Annotated in this window: 13 protein-coding genes; 6 read left to right on the forward strand and 7 right to left on the reverse strand. The window is 70.2% G+C overall.

What is annotated here, in order from left to right; genetic code table 11:
• Positions 1–10: 10 nt before the first annotated feature.
• Entirely contained in the window at positions 11–796 is a 786-nt protein-coding gene (locus tag ACWIHY_RS10370; RefSeq protein WP_454375221.1) for a carbon-nitrogen family hydrolase, read from the reverse strand.
• 207 nt (positions 797–1003) lie between these two features.
• Between ACWIHY_RS10370 and ACWIHY_RS10375 the strand changes: the two genes are divergently transcribed.
• Positions 1004–1828, forward strand: a complete 825-nt coding sequence (locus ACWIHY_RS10375) for a maleylpyruvate isomerase family mycothiol-dependent enzyme (protein WP_454375222.1) — start codon at positions 1004–1006, stop codon at positions 1826–1828.
• A gap of 13 nt (positions 1829–1841) precedes the next feature.
• On the opposite strand, the gene ACWIHY_RS10380 is transcribed toward ACWIHY_RS10375, so the two are convergent.
• Entirely contained in the window at positions 1842–3167 is a 1326-nt protein-coding gene (locus tag ACWIHY_RS10380; protein ID WP_454375223.1) for an MFS transporter, read from the reverse strand.
• Positions 3164–3853 (reverse strand): GntR family transcriptional regulator, encoded by a 690-nt coding sequence (locus ACWIHY_RS10385; RefSeq protein ID WP_454375224.1) that lies wholly within the window; start codon positions 3851–3853, stop codon positions 3164–3166. Before ACWIHY_RS10385 ends, ACWIHY_RS10380 begins: the two co-directional genes overlap by 4 nt.
• Positions 3854–4021: 168 nt before the next feature.
• On the opposite strand from ACWIHY_RS10385, the gene ACWIHY_RS10390 reads away from it, so the two are divergent.
• Positions 4022–4966, forward strand: coding sequence for a D-alanyl-D-alanine carboxypeptidase family protein (locus tag ACWIHY_RS10390; protein WP_454375225.1), 945 nt, complete (start codon positions 4022–4024; stop codon positions 4964–4966).
• 81 nt (positions 4967–5047) lie between these two features.
• Here the strand turns inward: ACWIHY_RS10390 and ACWIHY_RS10395 are convergent, their stop codons facing one another.
• Genes ACWIHY_RS10395 through pdhA form a run of 3 tightly spaced genes read right to left on the reverse strand, consistent with a single transcriptional unit; the run spans position 5048 to position 8630 of the window.
• Positions 5048–6469 carry a dihydrolipoamide acetyltransferase family protein gene (locus tag ACWIHY_RS10395; RefSeq protein ID WP_454375226.1) on the reverse strand — a complete coding sequence of 474 codons (1422 nt, stop codon included), beginning with the start codon at positions 6467–6469 and terminating at the stop codon, positions 5048–5050.
• 14 nt (positions 6470–6483) lie between these two features.
• On the reverse strand, positions 6484–7473 hold the full coding sequence (locus ACWIHY_RS10400) for an alpha-ketoacid dehydrogenase subunit beta (protein ID WP_454375227.1): 990 nt from the start codon (positions 7471–7473) through the stop codon (positions 6484–6486).
• Positions 7474–7475: 2 nt separating this feature from the next.
• Positions 7476–8630, reverse strand: a complete 1155-nt coding sequence (gene pdhA / locus ACWIHY_RS10405) for a pyruvate dehydrogenase (acetyl-transferring) E1 component subunit alpha (RefSeq protein WP_454375228.1) — start codon at positions 8628–8630, stop codon at positions 7476–7478.
• Positions 8631–8956: 326 nt separating this feature from the next.
• Between pdhA and ACWIHY_RS10410 the strand changes: the two genes are divergently transcribed.
• From ACWIHY_RS10410 to ACWIHY_RS10420, 3 genes are all read left to right on the forward strand, one after another.
• Positions 8957–9631 carry a response regulator gene (locus tag ACWIHY_RS10410; protein WP_454375229.1) on the forward strand — a complete coding sequence of 225 codons (675 nt, stop codon included), beginning with the start codon at positions 8957–8959 and terminating at the stop codon, positions 9629–9631.
• A 109-nt stretch (positions 9632–9740) separates the two neighbouring features.
• The gene (locus ACWIHY_RS10415) at positions 9741–10175 is read left to right on the forward strand and encodes a pyridoxamine 5'-phosphate oxidase family protein (protein WP_454375230.1); all 435 of its coding nucleotides are present in this window, start codon (positions 9741–9743) and stop codon (positions 10173–10175) included.
• A 23-nt stretch (positions 10176–10198) separates the two neighbouring features.
• Positions 10199–11242, forward strand: coding sequence for a phosphotransferase (locus ACWIHY_RS10420; RefSeq protein ID WP_454375231.1), 1044 nt, complete (start codon positions 10199–10201; stop codon positions 11240–11242).
• 7 nt (positions 11243–11249) lie between these two features.
• Here ACWIHY_RS10420 and ACWIHY_RS10425 read toward each other — a convergent pair whose 3' ends face one another.
• Positions 11250–12902 carry a protein kinase domain-containing protein gene (locus ACWIHY_RS10425; protein WP_454375232.1) on the reverse strand — a complete coding sequence of 551 codons (1653 nt, stop codon included), beginning with the start codon at positions 12900–12902 and terminating at the stop codon, positions 11250–11252.
• A 384-nt stretch (positions 12903–13286) separates the two neighbouring features.
• Between ACWIHY_RS10425 and ACWIHY_RS10430 the strand changes: the two genes are divergently transcribed.
• Positions 13287–14960 (forward strand): protein kinase domain-containing protein, encoded by a 1674-nt coding sequence (locus ACWIHY_RS10430; protein ID WP_454375233.1) that lies wholly within the window; start codon positions 13287–13289, stop codon positions 14958–14960.
• Positions 14961–15144 lie beyond the last annotated feature (184 nt).

The raw sequence follows: 15144 nt of genomic DNA on the forward strand, positions 1-15144 counted from the left end.
CGCCCCGGACCTACCGCAGGCGGCGGTCCTTAAGGGCCGGGAACTGTTCACGCGTCGTCGTCACCTTCGCCGGGTCCAGGTCCACCACCAGGACCTCCTCCGCCGCGCCCGCCTCCGCCAGCACCTCGCCCCAGGGGTCGACGACGATGCTGTGGCCCGCCTGCTCCACCCCCGCGTGCGTGCCGGCCGTGCCGCAGGCCAGGACGTACGCCTGGTTCTCGACCGCGCGGGCGCGGGCCAGCAGCGTCCAGTGCTCGCGCCGCCTGGCGGGCCAGCCGGCCGGGACGACGAAGGCCTGCGCGCCCGCGTCGACGAGGCCGCGGAAAAGTTCGGGGAAGCGCAGGTCGTAACAGGTGCCCAGACCGAAGGTGAGACCCGCGGCCGGCACGGTCACGAGCTCCTCGCCCGCGCCCATCATCACGGCTTCGCCCTGGTCGAAGCCGAAGCGGTGGATCTTCCGGTACGTACGGACCAGCTCGCCGTCGGGGGCGAAGATCAGGGAAGTGTTGTAGAGGGGGCCGTCCGGGTCGCGCTCCACGATCGAGCCGGCGTGCAGCCACACGCCCGCGTCGCTCGCCGCCTTCGACATCGCCTCGTACGTCGGGCCCTCGAGCGGCTCCGCCTCGTCGACGAAGGATTCGTACGCGAAGGCTCCGGTCGGCCACAGTTCGGGGAGGACCACGAGATCCGCGCCACGCCGCTCACGCTGCTCGCGCACGAGTGAAGCAACGCGCTGCCGACGGGAATTGACTGATTCGTCCGGGTCTACTGCGATCTGGATGAGGGAGGCGCGCACACTACCACCGTCCTGGCATTCGAGCCGTCAACACGGGCCTACGATCGTCACACCAAAGCACTGCCAGGGTGCCACGGGGCAGCGTAACTTAGCGTGCGAGCCTCCCACGCAGTCCGGCACGCACGTCAGTCCAGCCCGCCAGCCAGTCAGCAAGCCCGCCAGACCAGCCAGCCCGCGCCACCGCCACTGAACCGCACGAGGGGTCCCGTGACCGTCCATCCCAGCCTCCAGACATACGCCGAAGCCTGGACCCACTCCATCGAAGCGATATCCGAGCTGGTGACTCCGCTCGTCGAGGGGGAGTGGAACCGCCGTACGCCGTGCCCAGGCTGGTCGGTGCGCGACATCGTCTCGCACATCATCGGCATGGAGTGCGAGATGCTCGGCGACCCCCGCCCGATCCACTCGCTGCCGCGCGACCTCTACCACGTGACCTCGGAGTTCGCCCGGTACATGGAGATGCAGGTCGACGTACGGCGCCACCACACCGCGCCGGAGATGACCTCGGAACTCGAGTACACGATCATCCGCCGCGCGCGTCAGCTGCGCAACGAGACCCGCTCCCCCGACACCATGGTCCGCGCCCCGCTCGGCGCCGAGCAGACCCTGGAACTGGCCCTGCGGATGCGGGCGTTCGACACCTGGGTGCACGAGCAGGACCTGCGTACGACGTTCGGCCGGCCCGGCAACCTCGACTCGCCCGGCGCGATCGTCGCCCGCGACATCCTGGTGCACGGCCTGCCAAAGGTCGTCGCGAAGCACGCCGGCGCGCCCGCCAACTCGGCGGTCGTCTTCGACGTGCACGGCCCGGTCGAGTTCATGCGCACGGTCCGGGTGGACGCGGACGGCCGCGGCTCGGTGGACGGCACTCCGTCGCTCGGCCCGCTCGCGACGATCGGCATGGACTGGGAGACGTACGTACGCCTGGCCTGCGGCCGGGTCCGCCTCGAGGCCGTCGCCGACCGCGTCAAGGTCGAGGGCGACCAGGCGCTGGCGGACGCGATCCTGCGCAACTTCGCGGTCACGCCGTAGCCCGGGGGCGCTCTCAGGCCGGGACGTGCACCGCCTCGACGCGGCTGGCGACCAGGTGGTCGCGCTCCCGGCGGGCGGTCCGCCTGCGCAGACGCAGGATCTGTACGACGCCGAGCGCCTCCAGCACGAAGACCGAGGCGAACGCGATCCGGTAGTTGTCGCCGGTCGCGTCGAGCAGCACGCCCACCGCGAGCAGCGTGGTCATCGAGGCGACGAAGCCGCCCATGTTGACGATGCCGGAGGCGGTGCCCTGGCGCTCGGGCGGGTTGGCGGGGCGGGCGAAGTCGAATCCGATCATCGAGGCCGGACCGCAGGCGCCGAGCACCGCGCACAGCGTGACGAGCAGCCACATCGGCGCGTGGTCCCCCGGGTGGGCGATGACCGCCGCCCACAGCAGGGCGGTGCTCCCGACGGTGCCGAGGGCGAGCGGTGCGCGGGCGGCGCCATGACGGGCGATCAGCTGCCCGTACACCAGGCCGAGGGCCATGTTGGAGAGCACGACGAGCGTCAGCAGCTCGCCGGCCGTCCCCCGGGACAGTCCCTGCGCCTCGACCAGGAACGGCATGCCCCACAGCAGCAGGAACACCATCGCCGGGAACTGCGTCGTGAAGTGCACCCACATCCCCAGCCGTGTCCCGGGCTCGCGCCACGCGGCGGCGATCTGCCTGCGGACGTACGCCGCGCCCGCGTGCTCGGCGGGCGCCGGCTCGTGGCCCTCGGGGTGGTCTTTCAGAAACAGCAGCAGCAGGACGAGCACGAACACCCCGGCGAGCGAGCTGCCCGCGAAGGTGGCGGTCCAGCCGACGCCGTGCAGCAGACGGGCGATGACGAGCGTCGAGACGAGGTTGCCCGCCATTCCGCACAGGGCCGCGACCTGCGCGATGAGCGGCCCGCGGCGGGCGGGGAACCAGCGGGCGCCGAGGCGCAGTACGGCGATGAACGTCATCGCGTCACCGCAGCCGAGCAGGGCTCGGGCGGCGAGGGCCATGCCGTACGAGGGGGAGAGGGCGAAGGCGGTCTGGCCGAGGGTGAAGAGCACGACGCCGAGGGTCAGGACCTTCTTGGTCCCGAAGCGGTCGACGAGGAGGCCGACGGGTATCTGCATGCCCGCGTACACGAGGAGCTGGAGGATCGAGAACGTCGACAGCGCGGAGGCGTTGACGGCGAACCGGTCCGCGGCGTCGAGGCCGGCGACTCCCAGGCTCGTACGGAAGATGACCGCGACGAAGTAGACGGCGACGCCGATGCCCCAGACGGCGGCGGCCCGCCGGCCGCCGGGCGGGTCGCCGGGCAGCGAGGCCGAGGAGCCCCCGCTCCCCTTCCCCGGGCTCCCGCTCACCGGTCGTCGCCCCGGACGAGAACCTTGACCCGGCTGACGTGGCGGCGTACGCACTGGGCCGCTCCTTCGGCATCACCCGCCCTGATGGCTTCGAGCATCTCGGCGTGCTCGGTGATGTTCTTGGCGATGCGGTCCGGGTGCGCCTCCATGATGGTGACGCCCATGCGCAGCTGGCGGTCACGGAGCTGGTCGTAGAGGCGGGAGAGGATCTGGTTCCCGGCGTTGCGGACGATCTCGGCGTGGAAGCACCGGTCGGTGACGGCGACTTCGGCGAGATCGCCTTCGAGGGCGCGCCGCTTCTGCTCCTCCAGCAGCTCTTCGAGCCGGGCGACGAGGGCGGGGGACGCCGGTACGGCGCGACGCACCGCGAACTCCTCGACCAGCAGCCGGGTTTCGACGACGTCGGCGATCTCCTGGGCGGAGACGGCGAGGACGAGGGCACCCTTCTTCGGATAGAGCTTGATGAGCCCCTCGACTTCCAGCCGCAGCAGCGCCTCCCGTACGGGCGTCCTGGAGACGCCGACGGCGTCGGCCAGGTCGCCCTCGGTGAGCAGGGTGCCGCCTTCGTAATGGCGGTCGAGGACGCCCTTCTTGATGTGGGCGTAGACGCGGTCGGCGGCGGGGGGCTGCTTGACGACAGGGGGCTGCTTGACGACAGGGGGCGAGGCGGGAGGCGCGGCAGGCATGCGCACAGCATAGATACAACAGGGTTCAACAGAAAGCCGCGTCCGCATCCCGGAACGAGGCAATCTCCCGCACACGTACATCCATTCGGGGAGCTCGTGCGTCTCTTGTCGGGACCCTCATTCCAGGGTGGTCCCATTTCAACGCATTCGCGAACTTCGGAGCGTTCTTTGATCACCAGCCTCCCGGCCGTCCGCAAAGCCGCCGCGGTCCTCGTCACCACCGGCGCGCTGCTGACCGTCTCGCCCCTGGCCACGCCCGCGCAGGCGGCCACCGCGCCGACGGTCACCGCGAAGGGCGCGTTCCTGCTGAACAACGCGACCGGCGCCACGGTCTACAAGAAGGGCGCGGACACCAAGCGCCAGATGGCCAGCACGACGAAGATCATGACGGCAGCCGTGGTGCTCAGCACGACCAACGTCGACCTCAACCGCAAGGTGACCGTCAAGCAGGCCTACCGCGACTACGTCACCGCGCAGGGCGCGAGCACCGCCGATCTGAGGACCGGCGACAAGGTGACCGTCCGTCAGCTGCTGTACGGGACGATGCTGCCCTCCGGCTGCGACGCGGCGTACGCCCTGGCCGACGCCTTCGGCACGGGCACCACCGTCGCCGCGCGCAAGAAGTCCTTCATCTCGAAGATGAACGCGAAGGCCGGGTCCCTCGGCCTGACGAACACCAAGTTCGACTCCTTCGACGGCATCTCGGCGACCGGCAACAACTACACGACGCCGCGCGACCTGGCGAAGCTCGCCCGCTACGCCATGAAGAACTCCACCTTCCGCTCCGTCGTCAAGGCGACGTCGTACAAGAGCACCGCGACGACCAGCACGGGCGGTACCCGAACGTACACCTGGTACAACACCAACAAGATGCTGGGCTCCTACAGCGGCGCCATCGGCATCAAGACCGGCACCGGCTCGACGGCCGGCCCCTGCCTGGTCTTCGCCGCCACCCGCGGCAGCAAGACCCTCATCGGCGTCGTCCTCAACAGCACCAGCGTCACCAACCGCTACAACGACGCCGCCAAGATCCTGAACTACGGCTTCGGCACCAGCACCACGTCGTCGCCCATGAAGCTGCGCACCCTGCCCTCGGGCGCACAGCAGGACTGATCAGCGACCGTACGACGATGCCCCGCCGGAATTCCCGGCGGGGCATCGTCGTACGTCACCGCATCAGGCGGATCAAGCGAATCAGGCCCAGGTGATCAGGCGCTTCGGCTGTTCCAGGATCGCCGCCACGTCGGCCAGGACCCTGGAGCCCAGTTCGCCGTCGACCAGGCGGTGGTCGAAGGACAGCGCCAGCGTGGTGACCTGTCGGGGCTTCACCTTGCCCTTGTGGACCCACGGCTGGAGCTTGATCGCGCCGACCGCGAGGATCGCGGACTCGCCCGGGTTCAGGATCGGCGTACCGGTGTCGACGCCGAAGACGCCGACGTTGGTGATGGTCACCGTGCCGCCCTGCATCGCCGCCGGCGACGTCTTGCCCTCGCGGGCCGTCGCCACCAGCTCGCCCAGCGCCGCCGCGAGTTCCGGCAGGGTCTTCGCCTGGGCGTCCTTGATGTTCGGGACGATCAGACCGCGCGGTGTGGCCGCCGCGATGCCCAGGTTCACGTACTGCTTGTGCACGATCTCCTGGTTCTCCTCGTCCCAGGACGCGTTGACGTCCGGGTTGCGCTTGATCGCGACCAGGAGCGCCTTGGCGATCAGGAGGAGCGGGTTGACGCGCAGGCCCGCCATGTCCTTGTCGGACTTCAGCTCGTCGACGAGCTTCATCGTGCGGGTGATGTCGAAGGTGATGAATTCCGTGACGTGCGGCGCGGTGAACGCGCTGTTCACCATGGCCGCCGCGATCGCTTTGCGTACACCCTTGACGGGAGTACGGGTCTCCCGGGGCGCGCCGGCGGCGGCCGGTACCGCGGCCACAGCAACGGCCGGCTCGGGCTCCCGGGCCGCGGCCGGCTCCGGGTGCACCGGCGTCGCGGCCGCCGCGTGGACGTCCTCGCGGGTGATGATCCCGTCGGGCCCGGTCGGGACGATCGTGGCCAGGTCGATGCCCAGGTCCTTGGCGAGCTTGCGGACCGGCGGCTTCGCCAGCGGGCGGGACTCGGGCGCGGCCGTGGCGCCGTGCCCGTGACCGTTGAGCTCGGTCTGGATCGCCGCCGCCACCGCGGCCTCCGGAGCCGCCGCGCCCTTGCGCGCGCGGCGCTTGGTCGAGGCTTCGGAGACGCCGTAGCCGACCAGCACCGGCTGGCGGGCCGCGGGCTTGGCCTCCTCCGGCTCGGACGCCGGCGTGGGCTCGGGCTCGGCCACCGGGGCCCGCGTCACGTCGGGGGTGCCCGGCGCCACGTCCACCGTGATGATCACCTGGCCGACGTCGACCGTCACGCCCTCGCCGAAGCGAAGCTCGTGCACCACGCCGTCGTACGGGATCGGCAGCTCTACGGCGGCCTTCGCCGTCTCGACCTCGCACACCACCTGGCCGTCGGTGACGGTGTCGCCCGGCTGGACGTACCACTTGAGGATTTCGGCCTCGGTCAGGCCCTCGCCCACATCGGGCATCTTGAACTCGCGAAAGCGTGCCGTGTCAGCGGCAGGAGCGGAAGTCTCAGTCATCGTCACGGCTCTCCTCAGTACGCAAGCGAGCGGTCGACGGCGTCGAGTACCCGGTCAAGCCCCGGCAAGTACTCCTCCTCCAGGCGCGCCGGCGGGTACGGCGCGTGGAAGCCGCCCACCCTCAGCACCGGCGCCTCCAGGTGGTAGAAGCACCGCTCCGTGATGCGAGCGGCGATCTCCGCGCCCGAGCCGTAGAAGACGGGCGCCTCGTGGACGACGACCAGGTGACCGGTCTTCTCCACCGACGTCTGGATCGTGTCGAAGTCGATCGGGGACATCGACCGCAGGTCGACGACCTCGAGGGACTTGCCCTCCTCGGCCGCCGCCGCTGCCGCCTCCGTGCAGACCTTCACCATCGGGCCGTACGCGGCGAGCGTCAGGTCGGAGCCCTCACGCACGACCCGCGCCTTGTGGAGCGGGCCCGGGATGGCCTCGGTGTCGACCTCGCTCTTGTCCCAGTAGCGCCGCTTCGGCTCGAAGAAGATCACCGGGTCGTCGCTCTGGATGGCCTGCTGCATCATCCAGTAGGCGTCCGAGGAGTTGGACGGCGATACCACCTTCAGGCCCGCCACGTGCGCGAACAGCGCCTCGGGCGACTCACTGTGGTGCTCGACCGCGCCGATGCCGCCGCCGTACGGAATGCGGATGACGACCGGCATCTTGATCTTGCCGAGCGAACGCGCGTGCATCTTGGCGAGCTGCGTGACGATCTGGTCGTACGCCGGGAAGACGAAGCCGTCGAACTGGATCTCCACGACCGGGCGGTAGCCGCGCAGGGCCAGGCCGATCGCCGTACCCACGATGCCGGACTCGGCGAGCGGGGTGTCGATGACCCGCTCCTCGCCGAAGTCCTTCTGGAGGCCGTCCGTGACACGGAAGACGCCGCCGAGCTTTCCGACGTCCTCGCCCATGATGAGGACCTTGGGGTCGGTGTCGAGTGCCTTGCGCAGCGACTCGTTGATCGCCTTGGCGAGGGGAAGTTTCTGTACAGACTGCACGGTCATGTCTACTTGCCCTCCACTGACTCGGCGAAGGACGCCTGGTAGGCGGCGAACTGCGCGCGCTCCTCGTCGACGAGGGCGTGGCCGTCCGCGTAGACGTTCTCGAAGATCGCCATCTGGTCGGGGTCGGGCATCGCCCGCACCGCCTCGCGGACCCGCTTGCCCAGCGACTCCGACTCCACCTCGAGCTCCGCGAAGAAGGCATCGTCCGCGACGCCCTCGTTCTCCAGGTACGTGCGCAGGCGCAGGATCGGGTCCTTCGCCTCCCACGCCTCGCGCTCCTCGTCGGCCCGGTACTTCGTCGGGTCGTCCGAGGTGGTGTGGGCGCCCATGCGGTACGTGAACGCCTCGACCAGCGTCGGGCCCTCGCCCCGGCGGGCGCGCTCCAGCGCGTCACGGGTCACGGCCAGGCAGGCCAGTACGTCGTTGCCGTCGACCCGGACACCCGGGAAGCCGAAGCCCTGCGCGCGCTGGTAGAGCGGAACGCGGGTCTGGCGCTCGGTGGGCTCGGAGATCGCCCACTGGTTGTTCTGGCAGAAGAAGACGACCGGCGCGTTGTAGACCGCGGAGAAGGTGAACGATTCGGCGACGTCGCCCTGGCTGGAGGCACCGTCGCCGAAGTACGCGACGACCGCGGAGTCCGCGCCGTCCTTGGCGACACCCATCGCGTAACCGGTCGCGTGCAGCGTCTGCGAGCCGATCACGATCGTGTACAGATGGAAATTGTTGGTGCTGGGGTCCCAGCCACCGTGGTTCACGCCACGGAACATTCCCAGCAAATTGGTCGGGTCGACGCCACGGCACCAGGCGACGCCGTGCTCGCGGTACGTCGGAAAGACGTAGTCGTCGTCACGGAGAGCGCGTCCGGAGCCGATCTGGGCCGCCTCCTGGCCGAGCAGCGAGGCCCACAGGCCCAGCTCTCCCTGACGCTGGAGCGCGGTGGCCTCGGCGTCGAAGCGGCGGGTCAGGACCATGTCCCGGTACAGGCCGAGCAATTCGTCCGGGGTGAGATCGATCGAGTAGTCCGGGTGTTCGACCCGCTCGCCCTCGGGGGTGAGCAGCTGTACGAGCTCCGGCTCGGATCGCTGGGGTTTCTTGGCGCTGACGCGCTTGGTGCTGCTGCGTCGCGGCTTACGCGCGGCAGTGCTCTCCACGGTCACGTGCGTGCTCCTCCGTCTGTCCGGCCCCCGGGGTCTGCCGGTGACCAGTGCGGCTCACCTGCTTGCGTCCTCGTGCACGGGGTGGGTGCGACTCGGCCGGGAACAGGTGTGACAGGTGCCCCGGCGAAACGCCCTGCCAAAGGAACGTTACCCAGTGCCTCGCATAACTGCGAAACCCCATTTGACCTGCGATTTTGCTTGGAAATCCAAGTAAATCGAAGAATTCGGGAACAACCACTGGTCACAGCCTTGCGGGCCGCCGGAACAGGGGCACGTTATCCCGGCGACCCGGGGCACGGGAAGAGTTCGCATGTAAGGATGACGGCGTGCCCGAAGATGGAAAAATCACCGTATTTCTCGTCGACGACCACGAGGTGGTGCGTCGCGGCGTCCACGAGCTGCTCTCCGTGGAGGACGACATCGAGGTGGTCGGCGAGGCCGGTACCGCCGCAGAAGCCCAGGTCAGGATCCTTGCGACCCGCCCCGACGTGGCCGTTCTCGACGTCCGGCTGCCCGACGGGAGCGGTGTGGAGGTCTGCCGCGAAGTCCGTTCGCAGAATGAGGCCATCAAATGCCTGATGCTCACCTCGTTCGCCGACGACGAGGCACTTTTCGACGCCATCATGGCGGGTGCGTCCGGATACGTCCTGAAGGCGATCCGCGGCAATGAGCTGCTGGCGGCCGTACGCGACGTGGCGGCCGGCAAGTCGCTGCTCGACCCGGTGGCCACCGCCCGGGTCCTGGAACGGCTTCGTTCGGGTGACGGCAACGGCAACGGTTCCAAGGGCGACAGCCGGCTCGCGAACCTCACCGAGCAGGAGCGCAGGATCCTCGACCTGATCGGCGAGGGCCTGACCAACCGGGTCATCGGTGAGCGCCTGCATCTCGCGGAGAAGACCATCAAGAACTACGTCTCCAGCCTGCTCTCCAAGCTGGGCATGGAGCGCCGCTCGCAGGCCGCCGCCTATGTGGCGCGCAAGCAGGCGGAAGAGCGCCGCTAGCCCCCTCGCATGCCCGTCCCCCGTACGCGGCGCTTCCGTGCACGGCACTTACGCCATTCGGGACTTCCGTCCCTGTTCTGCCCGCCCCGGGTGGCCGAGAGTATGAGCCATGCCCACCGAGGACCAGGATCTCCGCGCCATCGAACTGCTCCGCCGTGTCCCCTACGGCCGAGTCGCCACGAGCATGCGGGCCCTGCCGTTCCTCGCCGTCGCGCGCCACATCGTCGTACAGGGCCGCGTACTGCTGCGCATGCACGCGGGTTTCAACCACCACCAGGCCTGTCACGGCAGCGTGGTCGCCTACGGCGCGGACAATTTCCATGCCGCCCCGGTCCCCGGCGACGGCGCCCTGTGGGCCGTCCAGTGCACCGGCACCGCCGAGATCTTCGAGCCCGCCGACGAGGAACTGGAGCTGTTCGGACGCGGCCCCCTTTACGTCGACGGCGAGCTCTTCGACCCCGTCTACATGCGCATCGAGCCGCAGTTCGTCACCGCGCACACCCTGAACAGCGCCCCGGAGCGACAGTGCGAGCACGCTCTGTGACTCCGTGATCTAACATCTGGCGGGTGCCACGCTCATCTGTACTCGCCCCTCCGCCGCCCGTCGGCGACCTGCTGCGCCGCTACCGCGATCCGGGCGAGCCGCTCTCCTGCGAACCCGTGGCCCAGGGCCTGCTCAACCACGGCTACCGCCTCGTCACCACCCGCGGCGACTACTTCCTCAAGCACCACCTCGACGGCGACCGCGACACGATCAGGCGCCAGCACCGCGCCACCCGCCACCTCCAGGCCTTCGGCGTCCCCGTCGCGCCGCCCGTCGAGGACGCCCACGGCGGCACCGTCACCGTGATCGGCGGCCGCTGCTACGCCCTGCACCCCTGGGTCGATGGCCGGCACCGGGACGGCGCCCAGCTGACGACGGTGGAGTCGCGAAGGCTGGGGGCGCTGCTGGGGCTCGTGCACACCTGCCTCGACCGGGTGATGATCGGCCGGGTGATGGACGAGGCCGGAGCGGAGGAGGCAGGCGCGCGTACGCACGACTGCGCCGACCCCGCCGACACCTTCGCCCTGATCGACGAGCTGCTGCCGCTGGCGCGCGGGCAGCGGCCCCGGGACACCTTCGACGTACTGGCCGAGCACCGCCTCGTGGAGCGCCGGGCACTCCTGGAGCGGCACGCCGACCGGCGCCCCCCGCCGGTCGCCGAGCCCGCCACCGGGTGGGTGCACGGCGACTTCCATCCGCTGAATCTGCTCTACCGGGGCGCCGAGCCCGCCGCGATCGTCGACTGGGACCGGCTCGCGGTGCAGCCGCGCGCGGAGGAGGCGGTACGGGCCGCCGCGATCTTCTTCGTACGGCCGGACGGGAAGCTGGAGCTCGCGAAGGTGCGGGCGTACGCGGCCGCGTACCGGCGGGCCGCCGGGGCCGGGGCACCGGAGCTGGCCGCGGCGGTGCACCGGGTGTGGTGGGAGCGGCTCAACGACTTCTGGATACTGCGCTGGCGCTACCAGCGGCACGACCGGAGGGCCGACCCGCAGTTTCCTGCGGCGTCGGCCCTGGCGGTCTGGTGGACGAAGGAGTACGAGGCGGTGTGCGAGGCGTTCGCGGGGTGAGCCGGACTCAGGGGGTGGTGGCGCCGGCGTCGGTACCCCCGACGTCGGTGCCGCCCGCGTCCGTGCCGCCCGCGTCGGTGCCACCGGCGTCCGTACCGCCCGGGTCCGTGCCGCCCGGGTCCGTGCCGGGGTCGCCGTTGTCACCCTCGGTCGTACCGCCGTCGTCGGTGCCGCCCTCGGTCGTACCGCCGTCGTCGGTGCCGCCCTCCGTCGTCGTGCCCGGATCGGTCTCCGACGGAGTCGACGGCGTGGTGCTGGGCGTGTTCGACGGGGTGTCGCTCGGGGACGTCGACGGGACCTGGGACGGGGTCCAGCTCGGCTGCTGGCCACCGTTCGAGGAGGTGCCCGGGTCCGTGTCGGCCGAGGTCTCCTCGTCGTCCGACGGTTCCTTGGAGGGCTTCTTCTCCGGCTTGGTCTGGGTGTCGGTGATCTTCGGCGGGTCCTTCTTGTCCTCGGTGCCGTTGCCGCCCGCCCGGTTCACCGCGAAGGCGACACCGGCCGTGATGGCGATGATCGCGAGCACGGCGAAGATCCACATCTTGCCGCGGCCGCCCCGGTTGCCGCCGTTCCCGCCGTCGTACGCCCCGTCGTCCGGGTTCATCGGCGGCAGGATCGCGCCGCCGGCCCGCATCTGCGAGGTGTCGCCGTGGTTCGGGTGGCCCATCGCCGTCGTCGCGTAGGTGCCGCCCGCGGGGGTCTGACCGCCCTCGTGCATCTCGACGGGGCCGGTGTTCCACACGCCGGTGTGGCTGCCCTGCTCCTGAAGCATGGTCAGGCCGTACTGGACGAGACCGCGCATCTCCTCGGCGCTCTGGAACCGGTCGTCCGGGTCCTTGGCCAGCGAGCGCATGACGAGCCCGTCGAGCTCGGGCGGCGCCACGTCCGACATCTCGGACGGCGGCACGGGAATGTCCTGCACGTGCTGGTAGACGACCGAAAGAGGCGTCTCGCCGGTGAAGGGGGGCCGCAGCGCGAGCAGCTCGTAGAGGAGGCAGCCCGTCGCGTACAGGTCGCTGCGGTGGTCGACGGCCTTGCCCAGCGCCTGCTCGGGGGAGAGGTACTGGGGCGTACCCATGACCATGCCGGTCTGCGTCATGGTCGACTGCGCGCCGTGCAGGGCACGGGCGATGCCGAAGTCCATGACCTTGACCGCGCCGCTGTGCGTGATGATCACGTTCGCGGGCTTGATGTCGCGGTGCACGATGCCGTGCTGGTGGCTGTACGCGAGTGCTTCGAGTACGCCGGAGACGATGATCAACGCCTGCTCGGGGCCGGGGGCCTCGGCGTTCTGCAGCAGCTCGCGGATCGTGCGGCCCTCGACGAGCTCCATCACGATGTAGGGGACGACGCTGCCGCCGACCTGGTCCTCGCCGGAGTCGTACACGGCGACCACCGCGTGGTGGTTCAGGCCGGCGACCGACTGTGCCTCACGGGTGAAGCGGGCCTTGGAGGTCGGGTCTTCCGCAAGGTCGGAGCGCAGCAGCTTCACCGCCACGGTACGGCCGAGCCGTACGTCCTCGGCGGCGAACACTTCCGCCATGCCGCCGCGGCCCAGGCGGTGCGTCAGCCGATAGCGGCCATCGCCGACCAACCCGCCCATACCCCACGATTCCGGGGCGTCCGACACTCCGCCGCCGCTTCCCTCGGGTTCGGGTGCCATCAGTCCTCGCCGTCGTTTCTGTCCGCGTCGCGTCCGCGGTCGTCCTCATGGGCCTCAAGGTAGGGCCTCGGTGCTCCGCCACGTCACGCTACAGCCTCCGCGCGACGCCCCGGTTCGAGATGGACCGGCCATCAAACCCGTTGCCGATGTACCCGTGCAAATTCCGAGGCCGCGACGGCCCGCCGGCACGGACCCGCGAACGACCCTGGCTCTGCCCCCGGCCGGCACCCGACCGGCCCGCGACCGGTCCACGCCGACCGCGGGCTGTAACGCTTCCGCGACGCTTCTTGCCCGTACGGTCACGGAACGGGCATCGCGCTTGACGTGTCAGTGCCCTCGGGCAGACTTGGCCCGTAAATCTTGCGCTGAGGGGGAAGCACAGTCATGAGCCAGGACGGCGGACAGGGCCGCTACGCGGGCGGCTCGGTCGCGGGCGGGCGGTACCAGCTGCGCGACCTGCTCGGAGAAGGCGGCATGGCGTCGGTGTACCTCGCGTACGACTCCGCGCTCGACCGCCAGGTCGCCATCAAGACGCTGCATACGGAACTGGGACGCGAGCAGTCGTTCCGCGAGCGGTTCCGGCGCGAGGCGCAGGCGGTCGCCAAGCTTTCCCACACCAACATCGTCTCGGTCTTCGACACCGGCGAGGACGAGCTCGACGGCGCGCTGATGCCGTACATCGTCATGGAGTACGTCGAGGGGCAGCCGCTCGGCTCCGTACTCCAGGCGGACATCGCTCAGTACGGCGCCATGCCGGCCGACAAAGCGCTGAAGATCACATCGGACGTGCTGGCCGCGCTGGAGACCAGTCACGAGATGGGCCTGGTCCACCGCGACATCAAGCCCGGCAACGTGATGATGAACAAGCGCAATGTCGTCAAGGTCATGGACTTCGGCATCGCGCGGGCCATGCAGTCCGGTGTCACGTCGATGACCCAGACCGGCATGGTCGTCGGTACGCCGCAGTACCTGTCGCCCGAGCAGGCGCTGGGGCGCGGCGTCGACGCGCGCTCCGACCTGTACTCGGTCGGCATCATGCTGTTCCAGCTGGTGACCGGGCGGCTGCCGTTCGACGCGGACTCGCCGCTCGCCATCGCGTACGCCCACGTCCAGGAGGAGCCGGTGGCTCCTTCGTCGATCAACCGGTCGATCCCTCCGGCGGTCGACGCCCTGGTCGCGCGGGCGCTGAAGAAGAACCCGAACGAGCGCTTCCCGAGCGCCGCCGCGATGCGCGACGAGTGCACGCGGGTCTCGGGGTCGGGCCAGGCGGGCGCCGCACCGGTGATCATCGCCGGCGGTCCCTCGCAGAGCGGGTCCGGCGTCGGATCGGCGGTCTTCCCGCCGGTCGAACAGGCGGGCTACCCGCAGAGCGGCAGCGTCCAGACGCCCTACCAGCCGGGCCCCGGCCCGTACGGTCCGCCCACACCGGCCCCCGGCCCCGCGCAGTCGGGGTACGGGTACCCGACCCCGGCGCCGATGCAGGCTCCGTACGCGACGCACGGCATGCAGGGCCAGGGCGGGCAGCACCAAGGGGGGCAGCAGCAAGGCGGGCAGACCCCGCCGCCGTACACGATGTCACCCTCTCCGGCGCCGCATCAGGGCGGCGGGGGCGGCGGCCGGAACATGCCAGTGATCGTGGGAGCCATCGCGGTCGTCCTGCTGGCGATCGGTGGCGTGATCACCGCGATCTCGCTCAAGGAGGACCCGCCGGCCGACGACGTCACCGCCGACCCCACCCAGAGCGACGTGGCGGCGAAGCCCGGATACCGGGCCCCGGACCGCACCAGGACCATGAAGACCACCGAGTGCTCGCCGGGCAGGGAATCGGCGACGGACCCGGCGAAGGTCACGGTGCCGAGCTTCCTCTACAAGGACCTCCTCTCGGTCAAGCTGTGCCTCAACGCGGCGGGGTGGAAGATCAAGGAGACCAGGGTCGACAACCCCACCTGGGGCGAGGACCTCGTGGTGAACCAGTTCCCCAAGAGCGGTTACGACATCGATCCGGAAGACGCCACGATCGAGCTCGAGATCTCCACGGGCAACCCGCCCTCGGACTAGGCCGAACAGGCGCGGTCCCGTGCGGAAGCGTCAAGGGGGCCCGCCACGCGCCGTGCGTGGCGGGCCCCCTTTCGTGTGACCTGGGGTGCCGGAAATGTTGCGGCATGTGACGCTGAGTCTGTTGTTCCCAGTGGTCCGGATCACATCGTGGTCCGGTGCGTTTCGGCTCAGGAGGCGGAGTCCC

This window comes from Streptomyces sp. NPDC055287 (assembly GCF_053646035.1).

Coding starts and splice junctions, on each gene's coding strand:
- ACWIHY_RS10385 (WP_454375224.1), bottom strand. CDS start 3,853: ATGCCTGCCGCGCCTCCCGCCTCGCCCCCTGTCGTCAAGCAGCCCCCT.
- ACWIHY_RS10395 (WP_454375226.1), bottom strand. CDS start 6,469: ATGACTGAGACTTCCGCTCCTGCCGCTGACACGGCACGCTTTCGCGAG.
- ACWIHY_RS10400 (WP_454375227.1), bottom strand. CDS start 7,473: ATGACCGTGCAGTCTGTACAGAAACTTCCCCTCGCCAAGGCGATCAAC.
- ACWIHY_RS10415 (WP_454375230.1), top strand. CDS start 9,741: ATGCCCACCGAGGACCAGGATCTCCGCGCCATCGAACTGCTCCGCCGT.
- ACWIHY_RS10425 (WP_454375232.1), bottom strand. CDS start 12,902: ATGGCACCCGAACCCGAGGGAAGCGGCGGCGGAGTGTCGGACGCCCCG.
- ACWIHY_RS10430 (WP_454375233.1), top strand. CDS start 13,287: ATGAGCCAGGACGGCGGACAGGGCCGCTACGCGGGCGGCTCGGTCGCG.